The organism is Flagellimonas lutimaris (genome assembly GCF_051494225.1).
Taxonomy (GTDB): domain Bacteria; phylum Bacteroidota; class Bacteroidia; order Flavobacteriales; family Flavobacteriaceae; genus Flagellimonas; species Flagellimonas lutimaris_A.
In genome coordinates this window covers 925,900-944,289 of the sequence record NZ_JBNPYE010000001.1, presented here as the reverse complement: position 1 = coordinate 944,289, position 18,390 = coordinate 925,900, and the positions used below count along the sequence as shown (strand labels likewise).

Here is an 18,390-nt window from a genome sequence, read left to right as displayed (position 1 = left end):
CATGCGCCAAAAACTCAGATTGGTATGTTATCTTGCTATTGCATGCCTAATTTTCTCTTGCACATCTTCTAAAAACGTAGTTTATTTTCAAGACGCCACCCAATTTGAAACCTTAGTTGATGACAATACGTTTACTTCCAAGTTTAAAGTAGATGATTTGGTAAGTATCCATGTTTCTACACTGGATCCAGAAGCCAGCGCACCTTTTAATCTATTTAGGGGAGCAGAAGAAGGCGGGTTGTCAATGCGTCCGGAACAAGTTAACTATTTGGTGGATGAAAATGGAGAAATTGATTTTCCGGTAATCGGCAAAATAAAAATTGAAGGACTTTCTCCAAGCGAAACGAAGACCCTATTGAGAGAAAAATTGTCAGATTATTTGAAAGATCCTATTATAAACGTTAGAATTCGAAATTTTACAGTGACAATTTTGGGAGCGGTCAATCGTCCAGGAACCTATCCAATCAACGGTGAGCAAATCACTATTTTGGAGGCATTGGGTTATGCAGGGGATATTAATATTAAAGGTAGGCGGGACAATGTAATGGTTATCAGGGATTTTGATGGCACCAAAGTATATAATCGAATTAATCTCAATAGTAAGGACGCTCTTCGATCACCAGTATACTATTTAACGCAAAACGACGTTGTTTATGTAGAGCCCAACAAATCAGGAAAAGCTCAATCTACTTTAGATCAGAGGAGTACCTTGGCCTTTTCCATAGCTTCATTGTTGATTACTTCTACCATTATCTTGTTAACTAGAAATTAATATTTCAAATAACCTTATTTCAATAGGTTAAATTAACACGCTCCAATTTGTATGAACAATTCTGAATTTGATCTTAAGGCTCTTTTAAATAACTATTTGAAAAAATGGCATTGGTTTGCAATTACAGTTATAATTGCATTGGTTCTTGCTTTTCTTAAGCTAAGATATTCGACACCAAAGTATCAGATAAATTCTAAAATTCAAGTGATTGAAGAGAAGAATTCGGTTTCAGAGCTCAGTGTTTTACAAGATTTGAATGTTTTTAGCGGAAAGGGAAGTACCGAAATGACGGATGAAATAGAACTACTAAAATCCCGCGATAATTTTATTAAAGTCGTTCAGAAATTAAAATTAAACATCTCTTACCAAGTATTGGGTAACTTACGAAATACAGAAATTTATCCAAATTATCCAGTAGCCATTAATTTTTTGGCAGTAGATTCCGTTCAAAATAAAAGTGAATTTTCATTTTTCATTAAAATATTGAATGAAAATGAGTTTACATATGCGGTTGAAGAAGATGCAGCAGAGAAAAAGATACCGTTTGGATCAAAAATCAAAACAAATGTTATAGGAGATATAATAATTACACCTAATATTGATTATTTAAACGGTTTTTTAAACAAGAATATACAGGTAACCATCAGACCTGTTCCTTTTGTTGCCCAAATATACAGAACCAATGTAGAGGTGTCTACCATAGACGAATTTTCTAGAATAATTAATATTTCTCTGCAAGATGCTATTCCCCAACGCGGGATTGACGTCCTTAACTCCTTGATACTGCAAAATAATGAGAATCAAGTTCAGGATAAGAAAACTATTGCAGATAGAATCAGTCAATTCATAAATGATCGTATTGGAGATATTTATTCTGATCTTTCCTCTGTTGAGGAAACGGCAGAAAACTTTAAAGAAAGTAGAGGGATAGCTGATTTAGCATCGCAATCCAGTGTAAACTTTCAACAAAGTGCGGCTAGTCAATCTGAATTGCAAAATGCAAATATTCAGCTGGATATTGCTTCTTCGATGCAAAATATGTTGAGTGAACAGGACGATTATGAGATTATTCCAAATGCTGGGCTTACGGATGCCAGTATAGACAATATTGCTACACGTTATAATGAATTGGTAGCAAGAAGAAATCGTTTGTTGGAAAGTTCCAATGAAAGAAACCCTGTGATTGTGGAATTGGATCAACAATTGGAAAGTTTAAAACGTGGAATGCAGTCAAGCTTAAACAATGTTACCAACAACTTGAATCTTCGGGTCAATAGTTTGAGCAAACAATTATCTCAGATTAACTCTAGAATTTATGCAACCCCTGGTGCTGAAAGGGCATTGAGGAATATTTCTAGAGAGCAGCAAACTACTGAGGGACTCTATATTTACTTGTTGCAAAAACGTGAAGAGGCACAAATCGCTTTTGCCTCTGCTTCACCTAAAGCAAAAATTGTTGACCATGCTTATTTGGCAACACCATTTCCAGTAGAACCTAAGCCAAAAATCATGTATTTGGTAGCATTAATAATTGGGTTGATGGTTCCATTTTCGGTAATTTATATCCAAGACTTGCTGGATAATAAAGTCCACAATAAATTGGATTTGGAAAATATTGCTGGAGATATCCCTGTAATCGTGGAGATTCCTAAATTGAGCAAAAAGGATAAAAAACTGGTTAAAAAAGAAGATAGGTCTGTATTGGCTGAATCCCTTAGAATCTTAAGAACCAATCTCAACTATATCCAACGATCTCATAAATCCGATCCCGATAACATTGTATTTATTACATCGAGTGTACCAGGTGAAGGAAAAACATTGATATCTTCCAACCTTGCTGCCATTTATGCCAATGCTGGCAAAAAAGTTTTGCTTATTGGTGCAGATATTAGAAATCCTAAGTTATATGATTTCTTTACAACTGACGATATGGTCCAGGCCGATAAAATGAAGCCGAGAAGAAGTACAAAGGATGGTTTGACCGAATACCTTGTCAATTCTAAATTAACTGTTCAGGATATAATTGTTCCAGCCCAGGTCAATGAAAATTCCGTTGATATTATATTTTCGGGAAAGATACCACCCAATCCCTCTGAGTTATTGATGAATGATAGAATGGGCGATCTATTTAAAAAAGCATCGGAACTTTATGATTATGTAATTGTTGATACCGCTCCATTGATGGTTGTAACCGATACGCTTCTGATCAGTGAATATGCAAGTCAAATTCTTTATGTGGTAAAAGCAAACGGCACAGAAAAGAAGGTCCTGAACTTTCCTGTAAAACTTAAGGCCGAAGGAAAGCTTAATGGTTTGTCTTTTGTTGTAAACAATGTAAAGCAAAACAACTTGGGCTACGGAGGCAAATATGGATACGGCTATGGAAAGTCCACAAAAAAATGGTGGAAATTCGCTTGATCAATAAAAAGTCTGAATTGTATTTTCAATTACCGGAAGTAATCTGTTCAAGACCTTTTTGGAAAGTTTGATTTCTTTCAATAATTCAAGCTGTCTACTATTGTGAACATCGGTTCCCACAAAATCTATTAAGCCATCTTTTAATAGTTTTTCAGCGACCTTTTGCACATCTGAACCATAAGATTCTGATGTTAACGAAAGGAGATTGAGCTGGAATAAAATACCATTCGATTTCATGGAAGGGTACTTACCATAATTTCCATGGTAGTACATATAACGCTCTGGGTGGGCCAGGATTGGAAAATATTTATGTCTTGCAATTTCCTCAACAGAGGTATCAAAATTAAAGGAAGGTTGTAGATAGGACATTTCAATCAGCAGATATTCCTCTTTTAAAGGCATAACCTGTTGTTCCTCCAAAATGTTTTCAAAGTCGTCATCGATCATATGCTCTGCGGCATAATCAATTTTGACATCCGACATACTTTTTTTTTCCAACTCTTTTGAAAGTTGTTCAAATGCCTTTTTAATAGTTTTTGGAGTGTTGTCATAATGGTTGTGCATGATGTGGGGAGTGCACTTAAAACTAGTCACTCCAAACTGTGAAAACCCATTAATCAAAGACAAGGACTCATCTACCGACTTTGCACCATCATCAATACCTGGAAGTAAATGATTGTGAATATCCACTAGGCCATGTAAATAATCGGCCAAATAATTTTTCCTCTGAAAAAAATTGAACATGCATAAAATTTGGACTGTAAAGATAAAGGATATGTGTGCTTTATTCATATGACATAGGTCAAATAAAAGGACACTAAGTAGATAGAAAAAAAACCGGCCCATAACAGGCCGGCATGATAGATTCACTTTTAATGTATTTTCTAACTAAACTCAAGTACTAATTTAAGCCTTATTGCATTCCATTGGGATTAACAAAAGATCAAAAAGGTTAATGAAAGATTAATAGGGTTAACCATTGGGTAAATAGCTGCCATTTTTTTGTTTATTTAGCGGTATGCTGACCAAGAGGAACCTGTATGTCTTTGTTTTTGTAATTGCCGTAATTGGCCTTTTGGTGGTACAGTACCAATATTTAAGGGTAGGTTTGGGCTTGGCAAAAGCCCAGTTTTCTGAAAAAATAGATAAGGCCAGGGAGAATATTAATAGCGAATTATCAGAAGTGAATTCCTTAACCTATACCTTGGGAAATGCTATCAGAAAAGATACATCCGAGGTGAATATAGGATTGGATAGCCTCGAGAAAGCCTCCCAATACTATTTAAATGATTATATTTCCTATCAATTGAATGTTTCCGGTATAGATGCACCTTTTTCTTATACCCTATATTCTCGTGACTCCATAAATTATTTGAGTTCTGTACGGCCACACCTCAAGGCGGAGGATAATTTGACCTATCCAATACAAATCAAAGGATATTTGCCAGAATTGCTTCAAAAGGAAATCATTCTGGAAATTGGCTTTGAAGACTTGAACAAATATTTTTTAGGCCAATTAAGAGGATTGATTGTTCCAGGACTGCTATTTTTACTAGTGATCGTTGTTGTTGTTGTATGGGTGCTCCGATCATTCTATTTACAGCGAAGTATTAATACAACGACAAACGATTTTATAAACAACCTAACACACGAGCTCAAGACCCCTGTTTTTTCTATTGGTTTGGCCAGCAAGATTTTGGAAGAAGATCTCCCTGATAATAAAAAAGCAGTCGTGGTGCTAATCCGTACCGAGACAGATAGACTAAAGAAGCATATTGATAAAGTATTGGAATTGGCCAGTATGGAATCTGGTAAAAACTTGCTACAGTTCCAAGAATTTGATTTTAAACCTGATTTAGAGCGAATTTGTGAGGGTTTTGCCCTGTTGGCCGAATATGAGACCATTAAATTTGATTACGAGCTAGGGGAGGGCCCATATTACATTCGGGCAGAAAGGTTCCATTTGGAAAATGTAATTGGGAACCTTTTGGAGAATGCAAGAAAATACTCGGATCAACCCGATGTCAAATTAAGGGCCCATACCCATAAGGGGAGATTACTGATTGGTATTACAGATAACGGGCAGGGCATTGCAAAGGATGACATCAACAAAATCTTTAGAAAATACTATAGAATCAAGAATGGTGATGTGCACAAAGTAAAAGGGTATGGATTGGGATTGTATTATGTACAAAAAATTATAAAAATGCATCGTGGAAAAATTACGGTGGAAAGCGAACTGGGAAAAGGAACCACATTTATCCTGTCCCTTAAATTGGCCAAAAATGGATAAAATATATAAATTATTACTGGTAGAAGATGATAATTCACTTGGGTATTTGCTCTCGGAATATCTAGGAATGAAAGATTTTGCGGTTACTTGGGCCAAAGATGCCGCCGATGGGCTTCTCAAAGCTAAAACAAATGTATTCGATCTAGCCATTTTGGATGTTATGCTCCCCGACATGGATGGATTTGAACTCTCTCAGAAAATAAAGAGCATCAATCCAGAGTTACCTTTTATTTTTCTTACGGCACGGTCGCTTAAAATAGATGTTTTAAAAGGATTTTCCCTTGGGGCGGTGGATTACCTAAAAAAGCCAATTGATGAAGAGGAATTGGTAGTACGTATTAATGCACTAATGTCCAGATTGGTGGATGATAAGGAGGAAGAGGCCCAAGTCTCCCAATATGAAATTGGGGATTATGTTCTGAGTATGGACAACTTTGAGCTCAATTATAAAGGGCAACATATAAAATTGACAGGTAAGGAGTTTGACCTTTTGGCCCTTTTGGCCAAAAACAAAAACCAATTATGCACTCACAAGGAAATATTGACCACGGTTTGGGATAAAAATGACTATTTCAACAAAAAAAGTCTAAATGTTTTCATTTCGCATTTACGAAAACACCTTGGTCAAGACCCTAAACTCAGCATTGTTAACATAAGCCGTCGCGGTTTTATGCTTCGGGTGGAAGAAGAATAGACTAAAACGTTATGGCTTGATTTTTGTAGTATTTATGGAAAAATCAGGTTACCCTTTATTTGTATGTTCAAGTTTTTCAAAAATAGTTCCCCTGACCCCTCGTTGCACCAATTGGACCATCTTTACGGTCAAACAATATGCAACTGTCCATTACAAGAGAAGATTTCCTATTGTCAAAGACTTATTGAAAGATCGGAATTTCATTTACAGCAATCTTGCCCTAAAAAGGATTCCAATCATTTTAAGTGCCTCATCGATGCGGCCAATAAAGAACTTCAAAAATTGAATTCCCAAAGAATGTCCTAAAAGATTTGTGATTAGTGGAATTGGAAAAAATCATTTCTGTTTGATAAAACGTCCTAAAAAATAGTAAGTTTAGAATCGAAAAATTACCGAAATGAAAAAATCAATTCTTGCTCTAATCCTATTTTCAATTTGTATCAATGCATTTGCCACAGAAACCAAACTTATGGTCAGGGCAAAAGCCAAAGATGCCAAGTTTGTTGGGAGCTCTCTGGGAGGTGCCCATGTAATAATTAGAAACACCTTGAACGGGGAAATTCTTGCAGAAGGAAATACAGTCGGAAGTACAGGCAATACCAATGTTATAATGAAAAGTGTCCATGAACGTTACACTCAACTCTCCGATGATAAAACTGCTGGTTTTTTGGCGGTTGTAGATATTGATGTGCCCACTTTTGTCCGTGTAGAAGTATTGTCTCCCATCAACAAAAAAAATGCACAGGTACATGCAAGCACCGAATTGTGGCTCATCCCGGGAAAGGATATTTTGGGTGATGGCGTTGTGGTTGAAATTTCCGGTTTTGTAATCGATATTCTAAAACCAAACACACATCAATACATCGCATTGGAATCTGTTCCGAAATCCGGTTTGCAGATTGAAGCCAATATTGTAATGATGTGCGGTTGTCCCATACAAAAGGACGGTATTTGGGACTCCAACCTTATGGAGGTAAAGGCCATAGTTCATAAGGATGGTGAATCTTTTGGAGAAGTAACATTGGACAATCCAAAACAGAACACTTTTGAAGGGAGATTACAAATAACCGAAGCAGGTTATTATCAAATTACCGTGTATGCCTACAATTCCAAAACAGGTAATACAGGGGTTGAAAAAATCAATTATATCATCAGGGGGTAGAACCTACTTAAGCTAGGTTTTAAAAACGATTTTGATTGATTGGGTTGTGGAAAATTGGTACCTTTTCTGTTTCAAACCCAACCCGCTTGTTATGAAAAAGAACATTGTGTTCTCCCTGTTTTTATTGATTCTTGGTACAGCCTGTGATTCAAAACCCAAAGTAGATTTATTGGAGAAAGGTATTCCTCTAAAAATGGCAGAATACAGGAAACAGCAGGTTTCCAATGTAGTATATGCTTTATCTTTTGATATTCCTTCGGAAAAAGAGGAACCAATACCTTCTCGATTACAACTAGATTTGGAAATCAATGACCTCTCACAACCTCTCTACCTTGATTTTAATGCAGAAGCTTCTTTACTGAAAACTATTCAGGTGAATGGTGCAGAGCAAGAAATCAATTATCAGAAGGAACACATTATAATTTCAGAGAATCTTAAAAAGGGGGCTAATAGCATTGAAATATCTTTTAATGCAGGAGAACTGTCCTTAAACCGTAATGAGGATTATTTATATACCCTTTTGGTACCCGACAGGGCCAGTACCTTGTTTCCATGCTTTGACCAACCCAATATAAAAGCACGTTATGTTTTGGATGTTACGGCCCCAAAAGAATGGGAAGTACTATGTGGCGCCCCAGTGGAAAATACCTCGAATAAGAACGGTAAAACCCATTATCAGTTCGGGGAGAGTGACCCTATGAGCACGTATTTGTTCTCCATGGTTGCAGGAAAGTTTGACTCAAGTACTGAAAACCCTGGTGTATTTGATATGAAGCTGCTATACCGTGAAACGGATTCAACCAAAATAGATTACAGCCTTCCCGTTATTTTTGATTTGCACCAACGGTCCATAGATTTTTTAAAGGATTATACGCAATACGACTTTCCATTCCAAAAGTTGGATTTCGCGGCCATACCAGGTTTTCAATATGGAGGAATGGAGCACGTAGGGGCCATTCAATACCGGCAATCGTCCATTTTTTTGGATGAGAGTGCCACGGAACGCCGTCGTATGGGAAGCGCAAAGCTTATTGCCCATGAAACCTCCCACATGTGGTTTGGGGACATGGTGACCATGGATTGGTTTAACGATGTATGGATGAAAGAGGTATTCGCCAATTTTATGGCGGATAAAATCATAAATCCAACGTTTCCTGATATCAATCACAGATTGCAATTTATGATTTCTCATTACCGAGGAGCTTATGGGGAGGATAGAACCCGGGGAACCAATCCTATTCGCCAACATTTGGATAATCTAAAGAATGCCGGTAGTCTGTATGGTGGAATTATTTATAACAAGGCCCCGATTATGATGCGTCAATTGGAAGCAACCATAGGAGAGAAGTCGTTTCGGGACGGAATAAGAGAATATATTTCCACCTATGCCTACGGAAATGCAACTTGGACCGATTTGGTCAATATTTTGGATAAGCGCACCCCAAAAGATTTAAAAAAATGGAGTGAAGTATGGGTGAACCAATCGGGCAGACCCATTTTGGAAGACAAAATAGATTATGCGGACGGAAAAATAACCAACTTTTCTATCTCCCAACATGCTGAAGATGGAAGTGACAAATTATGGCCACAATCTTTCGAAGTGACATTGGTGTATCCGGACAATACCCGTACCATTCCTATAACCATTTCTGAAAGTAGTGTGGAAGTGGATTTAGCTATAGGATTGCCAAAACCAGAAGCTATAATCTATAATTCCAATGCCTTCGGGTACGGAGTCTTTCCGTTGGCCCCTTCGGATTTATCCATAATCCCAACTTTAAAAGATGAGGTGGCACGTGGTTATGCCTATCTCAATACCTACGAGAATGTATTGTCCGGGAATATTTCACCCACAAAGGCTTTTGACCTATATATAGAAAGTATTTCAAAAGAACAGAACGAATTGGTTCATGGGATGATCTGCGGACAGGTAAGCAGTATATTTTGGAGTTTTTTGGATGAGGAGCAACGAAGAGAAAAACAAGTTCTGGTGGAAAATATGCTCTGGAAACGACTCCTTGATGATGGGTATGAACCCAATATCAAAAAAAATATATTCGGACTTTGGAAAGGATTGGCATACTCCAATAATGCAAAAGAAAAGCTTTATGGTATTTGGAACAAAAGCATCGAAATTCCAGACTTAAAGTTGAATCAGGATGACTATACCGATATGGCCATGTCTCTTGCTTTGTTTGAGCACCCTAAATCGGAAACAATATTGGAACAAGCAAAAGCGCAATTGAAAAATCCGGATAAGGTGAAACGTTTTGAATTTTTGTTGCCAGCGTTATCATCTGATGAATCTGTAAGGGATGCCTTTTTTGAATCCTTCAAGAAAGCCAAAAACCGGGAAAAAGAGTCATGGGTTGCCACAGCTTGTGGTTATTTGAATCATCCGCTTCGTCAAAAAACGGCAATTAAGCATGTGCCCATGGCCTTGGATTTGCTCGAAGAAATACAAAAAACAGGTGATATTTTCTTTCCAAAAAGATGGCTTTTATCCACAGTGGGGCAGTATCAATCCAAAGAAGCTTTACAGCATGTTGAAAAGTACCTAAAAGACCATCCAAATGTTAATTCTTCCCTAAAAGGAAAACTACTTCAAGCAACGGATAATTTGTATCGTTTTGTAAATCAGGAGTAAAGAGAATTTTTCTTGGTGTTGTGTAACTTTAGTTACAATATAATGATTATAAATAACTGATTTACAGTGTTTTGATGACCAAAGTCATTGGATTCCTAGAACAGTGATTATACCTTGGTTCCAATAAATTTTAAATACGAGTACCATGAAAAAGATTTTAATGTTGGTGTTCGTTGTTCTTGGAACAGTGACACTAATGGCACAGGACAGGGATAGGGACAGAGTCCAAGATCCCGATCAAGATCGAGACCGTTTAATGCTGGTCGATGGCGATGTACTTCAAATTCGCGATCGTGATCAAATTCGTTTGCAAGACCCCATTACGCTAAACGATGGAACGGTTGTTAATCCAAATGGAACTTATTTTACCCGAGATCGAGACAGACTTAGGTTAAAAGATGGTGAATGTTTGGATAGTGATGGAATTAAATACCGTAATGAGTATCAGTATCGTTACAAAGTGATGCAATCTGACAAAGGACTTACCGATGCACAGGTTCAGCAACGCACCCAAAACAGGTATCAATTGATGCTTATTGATGGTGAAGTCTATCAAATTAGAACACAGTCACAAAATAGATTGCAACAGCGACTTGAACTTGCAGATGGAACTACCGTTAATCCAAACGGTACTTACATGAATCAAGATCGTCAACAATTAAGGCTTCAAGATGGTGAATGTTTGAATTTGAATGGTGAAAAGTTCACCAACATGTACCAGCATCGTAAAATGATGGTCAACAAAAATATGAAGTCCATCAAAAACATGAAGTCTAAAAAATCCATGAATAAAGCTACCCTTAAGAAAAAAGGGGGCATCATGTGATGGTACTGGATTAAGGGCTTGACCACCATATGGTCGAGCCCTTATGTTTCATCTGTAAATCATTTATCATGAAACGGTATTTACTCTTAAGCGTAATATTATGTTTGGGTACCATAGCAGGCGCATTTGCCCAAAAGTCCAATAAAGAAAAGGCCAATAGCGAAGATTCTTATGTTTTGATGGATGTAAGTTATATGAACGATGCGGTATTTATGGGTAGGAGGGATTCCATAGCCGCTCCGTACCTATTACCTTCCATTGGATATTATGACAAGTCAGGATTGTTCATTGATGCTACGGTATCGTATCTAACAAGTTCTGATGAGCAACGTGTGGACCTTTTTTATTTAACTGGAGGATACATGTTCGATTCCGACAATTGGAGCGGAGGTGTTTCGGGAACAGCTTACTTTTACAATGAAGATAGTTACAATGTACAATCCGAGGTGGTCGCAGACATTACAGGGTTGATCAGTTACGATTTTAAATTACTGGAACTATCGGTTTATGCCAGTTCCTATTTCAATAAGAATAGTTCACCCGATATATTTTTGGGTTTTATGGCCGATCATACCTTTAGGGCATTTAACGATCATTTGTTGTTTGCCCCTCGATTTTCGGTTTATGCAGGATCCCAATATTTTTATGAAGAATACTACACTACGAGCAGATTGGGCAACAGAAAAAGTGGGACTAATGGACAGGGTAGTGGTTCCGGAGGGTCTATAGATTTAGGAACCGAGGTTACGACAGTACAAATTGCCGAAGCTTCCGAATTCAATATCCTAAACATGGAATTGAGTTTTCCCATGCAATATCATTTCGACCAATTTATTTTGTCCTTTACACCTACTTGGGCATTTCCCCAGACCCCTGCAACCCTTACCACAGATACGGGTACATTTGAAGAGGATTTGGAGAATGTATTTTACTGGTCGGTAGGCTTAAGCTACTGGTTCAACACAAATAAGAAGAATTAAGTCTCCTATTTTCTTTTGGGCAAATACAATTTATAGGTTTTGCCCTTTGTGGTTAGTTTATCCAAGTGACCCATAAATGATTTGTCCTTCATTAAAAAATGAACATGCACAAAACTATTGGTATGTGTAAAAACTCCTTGGTGATGCTCGGAGTAAAAACCAATGAACTCCCCTTTGGTATTTTCAAATGAAAACTTTTGTGATTTTACACCTTCTCGATAACCTTCCACTTCGGGCAAACGAGGAGTAACAATATGAGCTGTTAATGCATCGAACTCACCTTTTATCTTAAATGCGAAAGCTTGGCTTAGGTCATAACCGTTTTCTTTCGCAATAGAAGCTACTTTATTCTGAATATCGTGAACATTATTAAACTCACCTTCTATTTTAAAAATATGCCATTGATCAACATTGGAGTATACTAAAAATGGCGAACGGATGTCCCAGTCTTTTCCAACCTCATACGTTCCCTCGTTAAAAGCGGTGGCAAAGTAGGGTTTTCCGTCTACAACAGTAATTTCCCCCTTCATTTTATCGTAAGGACCCATACCGTACAAATGGTTTTTTGGAGCGATGGTATCCAACCAAATGTTAAGGTCATAAGTATTCCCCATATCTTTCATGGCACCAATGGAATGGATTTTTGGCAATTGGGCACTTAACTGAATCACAAATAAAGATACCGTAATCGTAAATAGAAGATTTTTAATAGTCATTTTAAGTTATAGAATTAGATTGAAAAGATAGCCCGAAACAATGATACATAGCATCACCACTCCGAAGAATACCCCGATTAATTTAATGGTCATTACTTTTTTAAGGAGCATGGCTTCTGGAAGCGATAAGCCCACAACCCCCATCATAAATGCAATTGCTGTTCCCAAGGGAATCCCCTTATCCACCAAAACCTGAACAATGGGCAATATTCCGGAAGCATTGGAATACATGGGTACAGCTAGAATAGTAGCGATGGGAACCGCAAAAAGATTGTCCTTGGCCATATATTTTTCAAAAAAGCCTTCTGGAATATAGCCGTGCATAAGTCCACCTATAGCTATACCGATAATCACATATGGAAGAACTCCTTTCAATATTTTCAAGGCTTCGTCCCAAATAATGGGCAACCTTTGTTTAAATGACTGCTTTTCCTCTTCAAACCTTTTTTGATCCCTTTGTGCATTGGCCAGAACCTCTTTTACCCATGGAGTAAGATACTTTTCCAACTTCAATCTTTGTAGTATCAATCCAGATATGGTTCCCAATAATACGCCGCTCAAAACATATAAAATTGTTGTTTTTACTCCAAAAAGTCCCACAAAAAGACCAATGGCCACCTCGTTCACCAAAGGTGATGTAACCAAAAAAGCAAAAGTGACTCCCAAAGGAATTCCCCCTCTCACAAAACCAATAAATAAGGGTACGGAAGAGCAGGAGCAAAAAGGAGTGACCACTCCAAACAGGCTTGCCATAAAATATTCGGCCCCATACAGTTTATTCCTGGAAAGGAAATTCTTTACTCGATCTATGGGGAAATAGCTGTTGATAATCCCCATTAAGAACACGACAGTAAACAGTAACAACAATATTTTGATACTGTCATATATAAAGAAGTCCAAGGCCTTGGCTAAATGGTCTTCAGGGTTCATCCCCAAAACATTGTATACCAACCATTGGGCCATATGTTCGAGCCAATCAAACAAGGGGTTTAATTTTTACGGTTCCAGATATGTTGCACACCTGCTTAATTGTATTGTAAATAGTGCCAAACTTTTCTAAGTTTTTTTGTAAAAGCTTGGTGTTTAAGTTTGAATCCTGACTATGTATTGTCAATTCATAAAAGATATCATCCATTCGTGGCGGCCCATCAAGCCTTTGTGCCTTAATGTCTATGTGTGCTTTTAAGTAATCAAATTTTAAAAGGACAGAAAAGCGTTCCACATTTTTTAAGATACAAGCTGCCAAAGATCCAAGGAACAATTCCGCTGGATTAGCTAAATCATTTTCAGTTTTGGTAGTTGTTCCAAATTCGAAAATTGAGTTCTTTATGGATAATGTGCCACTGCTCCCGGCAACAGACATTGCTTTTATCTGATAACTCATGGGTCGTCTTTTTAGTTTTGAAGCCAAGTTGTTAGTTCAGTCTTGGAAGGTATGCGCCCTTTGGCTACCACATTACCATCTATAACCAAGGCTGGAGTCATCATTACATTAAATTTCATGATTTCCGCTATATCCTCGACTTTATCTATGGTGGCATCAATTTGGTTTTGATCTACAACATCTTTAACAACATTGGTAAGCTTTTGACATTTGGGACAACCAGTTCCCAAGATTTGAATGGAATGTTTCATTATACTATATTTTTACTAAAAAATTCATTGAACAGAGATTTGGCTTTTTGCCAATTTTCCTGATTTATACAATATTTGATTTTTGGTGGGTTTACTTCTCCTTGGATTAATCCAACTTTTTTGAGTTCTTTCAAGTGCTGGGAGATTGTTGATTGCGCAAGAGGGAAAACATCTACTAAATCACCGGTATAACAGCATGAACTATTATCCAAATATTTTAAAATAGCGATACGTATTGGATGACCTAGAGCCTTTGCGAAACGTGCAATTTCTTCGGTTTTCCTCTCATGGTTGATATGTTCGGTAGTTCTTTCCATAGTTCATCGCAAATTTACGATAAGGAAAAGAGGGAAACTGTAACATTTGTCACAGTTCAATTACTTTCCAAATAAGACATTTCCCTTTTGTAGTAAATTTTTATGCCTTAATGGAATTAACTTTCAGATTATCAATATAATTAACTTGGTAACATAACTTTTTAATTGTCTTTTAATCGAGTTTTTTTAGGTGGATTCTACATTATTATAATATTGATAAGTATTCAAAAACCATCCATCTCGCCATTATAATTCGCATAGGTTATTTGGGCTAAATCAGACATGTTATGAGCACCGACTTTATATTGAATTTTACGCCAACCGGCATGATTCCTACCAAGGATATGACAACGCATGTTCCCATTTCGGTTTCGGAAATTGTTGAAGATGTTCATCAGGCTTCAGAAATTGGTATAACTATGGTTCATCTACACGCTAGAGAAGAATCCACGGGAGTTCCTACATATAAAAAAGAGATTTACGCCCAAATTGTTGAGGGTATTAGAAAATATGCTCCTGAGTTAGTTATTTGCTTGTCTCTGAGCGGAAGGAACTTTAGTGAAATTGAACTGAGAAGCGATCCACTAATGCTGGAAGGAAACTTGAAACCCGATATGGGGAGTCTGACCCTAAGCTCGTTGAATTTCAATAAAACTGCCAGTGTGAATTCTCCCGATACCTTAATGGCTTTGGCCAACATAATGAAAGAAAAAGGTATTGTTCCAGAATTGGAGGCGTTCGACATAGGTATGATAAATTATGCCAAGTACCTGGAAAAGAAGAACCTTATCGAACCTCCTTATTATTTCAATCTTTTGTTCGGCAATATAGCTTGCTCTCAGGCCAATTTATTACATGCCGGTGTTATGATCAATGACCTTCCACAAGATTCATTTTGGAGTTTGGCTGGGATTGGAAATGAACAGCTTAAAATGAATTCATTATCCTTGGCCTTTGGAGGTGGGGTACGAGTAGGAATCGAGGATAATATTTGGTACGATACCAAGAGGACTGTTTTAGCAAAAAATGCAGATCTGTTAAAACGAATTCATGTTATAGCTGATGCAAACGAAAGAACTTTAATGACTCCTCAAGATTTTCGAATTAAAATGAATCTTAAAAAGGGATTTGGTGAATATGGCAGAACCTTCAAAGGTGTTGATTCATGAAGATTGAGAAAAACAAAAAAATCTCCAAGATTGACAGGTATTGGGGGATAATCCGCAATGGTCTGTTTCTTTTAGGACTCCGAAATCAGCTTGCTAAAATCGGGATTGATATAACTCCGTATTATTGGGTTCAAGAAGAAACCGAACCCTGTAGCGAACCCATTATAAAAGATGACGCAACCTATACCGTCAGATATTTAAACCAAGAAGAACTTAAGAAAGTATGTCACCTTAAACCTGGCGAAGACTACGATAGGATGATGGAGGGTGTTGAAAAAGGTCAGTTGATTATTGGCTTAGAGACCAATCATAAAATTGCGGCCTATACTTTTGTCGAACTTAACGATTTTGATTTTAAGGGCAGGAAATTTGAATTAGGACCTCACGAAGCTTATCTTTTAAACATGTGGACCTTTCATGAGTACCGGGGCAAAAACCTAGCACCGTATTTACGATTTCAAACCTATAGATTGTTGCAAGAAAAAGGAGTTAGTACAAAATATAGTATCACAAATTATTTTAATAAATCTTCGATTAAGTTTAAGAATAAATTAAACTCCAAACATCTTTTCCTTTATTTATCCATTGTACTTTTTAAAAGGTATAAGTGGAATTTTAAGCTGCGCAATTACTAGCGTATAACATACGCTAACATTTAAATTAAAAAATATTCATTTCAAATATTTATTTGGATGACAAACTAATATAGATGATTCAATTACCGAAGAAGCTTATTTGTTTTACCCATATAATTATTGATTTTTTTAATGGATTAGTTGATATTATAATTACTCAACTTTAGCATTATTTTACCCATCTTGGTGTCCATCAAAACCAAAAAACATGAATTAAAGCAAACAGTACACACTTACTACGATTATATTAATTATTCGATTACATCGTGCTGTAAATCAGCCTAGGACCATATTTTTATTATACTAAGTATTCTTTCAATAGTTCAACTTTGGACGAGTTCCTCAATCGGGCCAAAGCTTTCACCTTTATTTGTCTTACCCTTTCGGTTGTCAAGTCTAAATTAAGGGCAATTTGTTCCAATCCCATGGTATCATTGGTGCCAATGCCAAAGTACATTTTAATGATATACGCTTCACGATAGTTTAGTATTTCCAAAATATCATTTAGTTCTAACTTTAATGAACCTCTGAGTAAGTTCTGGTCTGGATCAATGGTATCGTCTGAACGTATTATATCGTGGAAGTTAAAGTCATTCTCTCCAACTTTTAATGATTCATCCATAGATATTGGCCAAGAGGAGTGTTTTAAACAAAGCTTAATTTCAGATAGCGATGAATCAATTAATTCTGATATCTCTTCTGCTGTGGGAGGTCTTTGGTTGATTTGTTCGAAATGGGAAGATGCTTGGTTTATTTTATTTATGACATTGATCTTATTTAAAGGCAATCTTACCATCCTTGATTTTTCGGAAAGCGCTTGAATTATTCCTTGACGTATCCACCAAACGGCATAGGAAATAAATTTAAAGCCACGGGTTTCATCAAATTTTGTGGCTGCTTTGACCAATCCAAGATTCCCCTCATTGATTAAATCGTGCAAGTTCAAACCTCTGGACTGGTATTGTTTAGCAACTGAAACAACAAACCTCAAATTGGCGGATACCAATTTCTCCAGTGCAGGAATATCCCCATTTCTGATTCTAATCGCTAATTCGACCTCTTCTTGTTCCGTAATCATTGGGATACGACTTATATCACTAAGATATATGGTAAGGGAAGGGGTATCCCTTTTGGTAATCTGTTTTGATATGGATAGAGGTCTCATAGTATTTCTTTTTCATTAGGTCTTTGTCCTTACATAAATCAGGTTTCCGTTGCCCTTTGGATTTTTTCTGGAACCTATTTCTATTTGATCTAAGGACTTGACCATAGGTGTCAGTTTTCGGAATCCGTAATTTCTTGAATCAAAATTGGGATGCTTTTTTTGGAGCAGCGTACCGACTTCGCCCAAGAATGCCCAACCTTCTTCATCCTCCACGTCAGCAATGGTGGTAAGAATCAGATCAATTACCTTAGGGGTAATTTTGTCAATCTTACTTTTATCGTTCTTTTGTAGAGCATTGGATTCTCCCAAATGTGGTTTTTGTAGAATTTCTAGATAAATGAATTTATCACAGGAAACTATAAATGGGTCGGGTGTCTTTCTTTCACCTATACCGAAAACCGTCATTCCAGCTTCTCTTAGGCGTATGGCAAGTCGTGTAAAATCACTATCACTGGATACCAGGGCAAAACCATTTACCTTTCCAGAGTAAAGGATGTCCATTGCATCTATGATCATGGCACTATCCGTGGAGTTTTTACCTGTGGTGTACCCATATTGTTGAACGGGAGTAATGGCATTTTTAAGAAGAACATCTTTCCATTTCACCAAACTTGGCTTTGTCCAATCTCCGTAGATCCTCTTAATGCTAGGATTGCCATATTTTGCAATCTCTTCCAACATCTCCTTTACATATTTAGAGGGGATATTATCGCCATCGATTAAGACGGCAAGGTTTAGATCTTTATCCATAAAATCACTCCTCATTCATTTTCAAGTACTCATTCTTGTAAATGGCCTTTGCTACCATCTCCCTTTTTTCCTTGGATTTTTTGGTAAACTCTTGATTGTTCCTAATATTTTTTAGCTGTTTTGTATTTCTAACTTTGTTTCTATATCTCTTCAAGGCTCTTTCTATGTTCTCACCGGGAACCAATTTAATTTTAAGCATATTTATGTTTTA

The 18,390-nt window shown here is 37.0% G+C and carries 19 protein-coding genes; 10 read left to right on the top strand and 9 right to left on the bottom strand.

The window, feature by feature from the left end; translation table 11 throughout:
- The first annotated feature begins 1 nt into the window (after window position 1).
- Both ACQQ5U_RS04225 and ACQQ5U_RS04220 read left to right on the top strand, forming a co-directional pair.
- Window positions 2–772, top strand: a complete 771-nt coding sequence (locus ACQQ5U_RS04225) for a polysaccharide biosynthesis/export family protein (protein ID WP_437395690.1) — start codon at window positions 2–4, stop codon at window positions 770–772.
- Between the two features lie 51 nt (window positions 773–823).
- Window positions 824–3,190, top strand: coding sequence for a GumC family protein (locus ACQQ5U_RS04220; protein ID WP_437395689.1), 2,367 nt, complete (start codon window positions 824–826; stop codon window positions 3,188–3,190).
- Here the strand turns inward: ACQQ5U_RS04220 and ACQQ5U_RS04215 are convergent, their stop codons facing one another.
- Entirely contained in the window at window positions 3,191–3,934 is a 744-nt protein-coding gene (locus tag ACQQ5U_RS04215; protein ID WP_437395688.1) for a tyrosine-protein phosphatase, read from the bottom strand.
- Between the two features lie 274 nt (window positions 3,935–4,208).
- Between ACQQ5U_RS04215 and ACQQ5U_RS04210 the strand changes: the two genes are divergently transcribed.
- From ACQQ5U_RS04210 to ACQQ5U_RS04185, 6 genes are all read left to right on the top strand, one after another.
- Complete coding sequence (locus ACQQ5U_RS04210; RefSeq protein WP_437395687.1) at window positions 4,209–5,483, top strand: sensor histidine kinase; 1,275 nt, start codon at window positions 4,209–4,211, stop codon at window positions 5,481–5,483.
- Entirely contained in the window at window positions 5,476–6,177 is a 702-nt protein-coding gene (locus ACQQ5U_RS04205; RefSeq protein ID WP_437395686.1) for a response regulator transcription factor, read from the top strand. Before ACQQ5U_RS04210 ends, ACQQ5U_RS04205 begins: the two co-directional genes overlap by 8 nt.
- Before the next feature lie 397 nt (window positions 6,178–6,574).
- Complete coding sequence (locus tag ACQQ5U_RS04200; protein ID WP_437395685.1) at window positions 6,575–7,339, top strand: hypothetical protein; 765 nt, start codon at window positions 6,575–6,577, stop codon at window positions 7,337–7,339.
- A gap of 91 nt (window positions 7,340–7,430) precedes the next feature.
- Complete coding sequence (locus tag ACQQ5U_RS04195; protein ID WP_437395684.1) at window positions 7,431–9,986, top strand: M1 family metallopeptidase; 2,556 nt, start codon at window positions 7,431–7,433, stop codon at window positions 9,984–9,986.
- Between the two features lie 145 nt (window positions 9,987–10,131).
- A complete protein-coding gene (locus ACQQ5U_RS04190) occupies window positions 10,132–10,812 on the top strand; it encodes a DUF6799 domain-containing protein (protein ID WP_437395683.1) in 681 nt (226 codons plus the stop codon).
- A 68-nt stretch (window positions 10,813–10,880) separates the two neighbouring features.
- Window positions 10,881–11,792, top strand: a complete 912-nt coding sequence (locus tag ACQQ5U_RS04185) for a hypothetical protein (protein ID WP_437395682.1) — start codon at window positions 10,881–10,883, stop codon at window positions 11,790–11,792.
- Window positions 11,793–11,797: 5 nt separating this feature from the next.
- Here the strand turns inward: ACQQ5U_RS04185 and ACQQ5U_RS04180 are convergent, their stop codons facing one another.
- Genes ACQQ5U_RS04180 through ACQQ5U_RS04160 form a run of 5 tightly spaced genes read right to left on the bottom strand, consistent with a single transcriptional unit; the run spans window position 11,798 to window position 14,460 of the window.
- Window positions 11,798–12,508 (bottom strand): acetolactate decarboxylase, encoded by a 711-nt coding sequence (locus ACQQ5U_RS04180; RefSeq protein WP_437395681.1) that lies wholly within the window; start codon window positions 12,506–12,508, stop codon window positions 11,798–11,800.
- A gap of 6 nt (window positions 12,509–12,514) precedes the next feature.
- Entirely contained in the window at window positions 12,515–13,492 is a 978-nt protein-coding gene (locus tag ACQQ5U_RS04175; RefSeq protein ID WP_437395680.1) for a permease, read from the bottom strand.
- Entirely contained in the window at window positions 13,485–13,892 is a 408-nt protein-coding gene (locus ACQQ5U_RS04170) for an OsmC family protein (protein WP_437395679.1), read from the bottom strand. The genes ACQQ5U_RS04175 and ACQQ5U_RS04170 overlap by 8 nt, the downstream gene beginning before the upstream one ends.
- A gap of 11 nt (window positions 13,893–13,903) precedes the next feature.
- Window positions 13,904–14,143: a thioredoxin family protein gene (locus ACQQ5U_RS04165; RefSeq protein WP_437395678.1), complete on the bottom strand. Its 240-nt coding sequence runs from the start codon at window positions 14,141–14,143 to the stop codon at window positions 13,904–13,906.
- Entirely contained in the window at window positions 14,143–14,460 is a 318-nt protein-coding gene (locus tag ACQQ5U_RS04160; RefSeq protein ID WP_437395677.1) for an ArsR/SmtB family transcription factor, read from the bottom strand. The genes ACQQ5U_RS04165 and ACQQ5U_RS04160 overlap by 1 nt, the downstream gene beginning before the upstream one ends.
- 287 nt (window positions 14,461–14,747) lie before the next feature.
- Here ACQQ5U_RS04160 and ACQQ5U_RS04155 point away from each other — a divergent pair, with 287 nt between their 5' ends.
- Window positions 14,748–15,629, top strand: a complete 882-nt coding sequence (locus ACQQ5U_RS04155) for a 3-keto-5-aminohexanoate cleavage protein (RefSeq protein WP_437395676.1) — start codon at window positions 14,748–14,750, stop codon at window positions 15,627–15,629.
- Window positions 15,626–16,264 carry a hypothetical protein gene (locus ACQQ5U_RS04150; RefSeq protein ID WP_437395675.1) on the top strand — a complete coding sequence of 213 codons (639 nt, stop codon included), beginning with the start codon at window positions 15,626–15,628 and terminating at the stop codon, window positions 16,262–16,264. The genes ACQQ5U_RS04155 and ACQQ5U_RS04150 overlap by 4 nt, the downstream gene beginning before the upstream one ends.
- Window positions 16,265–16,562: 298 nt before the next feature.
- On the opposite strand, the gene ACQQ5U_RS04145 is transcribed toward ACQQ5U_RS04150, so the two are convergent.
- From ACQQ5U_RS04145 to ACQQ5U_RS04135, 3 genes are read right to left on the bottom strand one after another with little or no spacing between them, the layout of a single operon-like run.
- The gene (locus ACQQ5U_RS04145; RefSeq protein ID WP_437395674.1) at window positions 16,563–17,429 is read right to left on the bottom strand and encodes a sigma-70 family RNA polymerase sigma factor; all 867 of its coding nucleotides are present in this window, start codon (window positions 17,427–17,429) and stop codon (window positions 16,563–16,565) included.
- 15 nt (window positions 17,430–17,444) lie between these two features.
- Window positions 17,445–18,179: an NYN domain-containing protein gene (locus tag ACQQ5U_RS04140; protein ID WP_437395673.1), complete on the bottom strand. Its 735-nt coding sequence runs from the start codon at window positions 18,177–18,179 to the stop codon at window positions 17,445–17,447.
- A 4-nt stretch (window positions 18,180–18,183) separates the two neighbouring features.
- Window positions 18,184–18,378: a small ribosomal subunit protein bS21 gene (locus ACQQ5U_RS04135; protein WP_437395672.1), complete on the bottom strand. Its 195-nt coding sequence runs from the start codon at window positions 18,376–18,378 to the stop codon at window positions 18,184–18,186.
- Window positions 18,379–18,390 lie beyond the last annotated feature (12 nt).

Coding starts and splice junctions, on each gene's coding strand:
- ACQQ5U_RS04160 (WP_437395677.1), bottom strand. CDS start 14,460: ATGGAAAGAACTACCGAACATATCAACCATGAGAGGAAAACCGAAGAA.
- ACQQ5U_RS04220 (WP_437395689.1), top strand. CDS start 824: ATGAACAATTCTGAATTTGATCTTAAGGCTCTTTTAAATAACTATTTG.
- ACQQ5U_RS04155 (WP_437395676.1), top strand. CDS start 14,748: ATGAGCACCGACTTTATATTGAATTTTACGCCAACCGGCATGATTCCT.
- ACQQ5U_RS04200 (WP_437395685.1), top strand. CDS start 6,575: ATGAAAAAATCAATTCTTGCTCTAATCCTATTTTCAATTTGTATCAAT.
- ACQQ5U_RS04185 (WP_437395682.1), top strand. CDS start 10,881: ATGAAACGGTATTTACTCTTAAGCGTAATATTATGTTTGGGTACCATA.
- ACQQ5U_RS04150 (WP_437395675.1), top strand. CDS start 15,626: ATGAAGATTGAGAAAAACAAAAAAATCTCCAAGATTGACAGGTATTGG.
- ACQQ5U_RS04205 (WP_437395686.1), top strand. CDS start 5,476: ATGGATAAAATATATAAATTATTACTGGTAGAAGATGATAATTCACTT.
- ACQQ5U_RS04225 (WP_437395690.1), top strand. CDS start 2: ATGCGCCAAAAACTCAGATTGGTATGTTATCTTGCTATTGCATGCCTA.
- ACQQ5U_RS04195 (WP_437395684.1), top strand. CDS start 7,431: ATGAAAAAGAACATTGTGTTCTCCCTGTTTTTATTGATTCTTGGTACA.
- ACQQ5U_RS04140 (WP_437395673.1), bottom strand. CDS start 18,179: ATGGATAAAGATCTAAACCTTGCCGTCTTAATCGATGGCGATAATATC.
- ACQQ5U_RS04210 (WP_437395687.1), top strand. CDS start 4,209: ATGCTGACCAAGAGGAACCTGTATGTCTTTGTTTTTGTAATTGCCGTA.
- ACQQ5U_RS04190 (WP_437395683.1), top strand. CDS start 10,132: ATGAAAAAGATTTTAATGTTGGTGTTCGTTGTTCTTGGAACAGTGACA.
- ACQQ5U_RS04215 (WP_437395688.1), bottom strand. CDS start 3,934: ATGTTCAATTTTTTTCAGAGGAAAAATTATTTGGCCGATTATTTACAT.
- ACQQ5U_RS04165 (WP_437395678.1), bottom strand. CDS start 14,143: ATGAAACATTCCATTCAAATCTTGGGAACTGGTTGTCCCAAATGTCAA.
- ACQQ5U_RS04180 (WP_437395681.1), bottom strand. CDS start 12,508: ATGACTATTAAAAATCTTCTATTTACGATTACGGTATCTTTATTTGTG.
- ACQQ5U_RS04170 (WP_437395679.1), bottom strand. CDS start 13,892: ATGAGTTATCAGATAAAAGCAATGTCTGTTGCCGGGAGCAGTGGCACA.
- ACQQ5U_RS04145 (WP_437395674.1), bottom strand. CDS start 17,429: ATGAGACCTCTATCCATATCAAAACAGATTACCAAAAGGGATACCCCT.
- ACQQ5U_RS04135 (WP_437395672.1), bottom strand. CDS start 18,378: ATGCTTAAAATTAAATTGGTTCCCGGTGAGAACATAGAAAGAGCCTTG.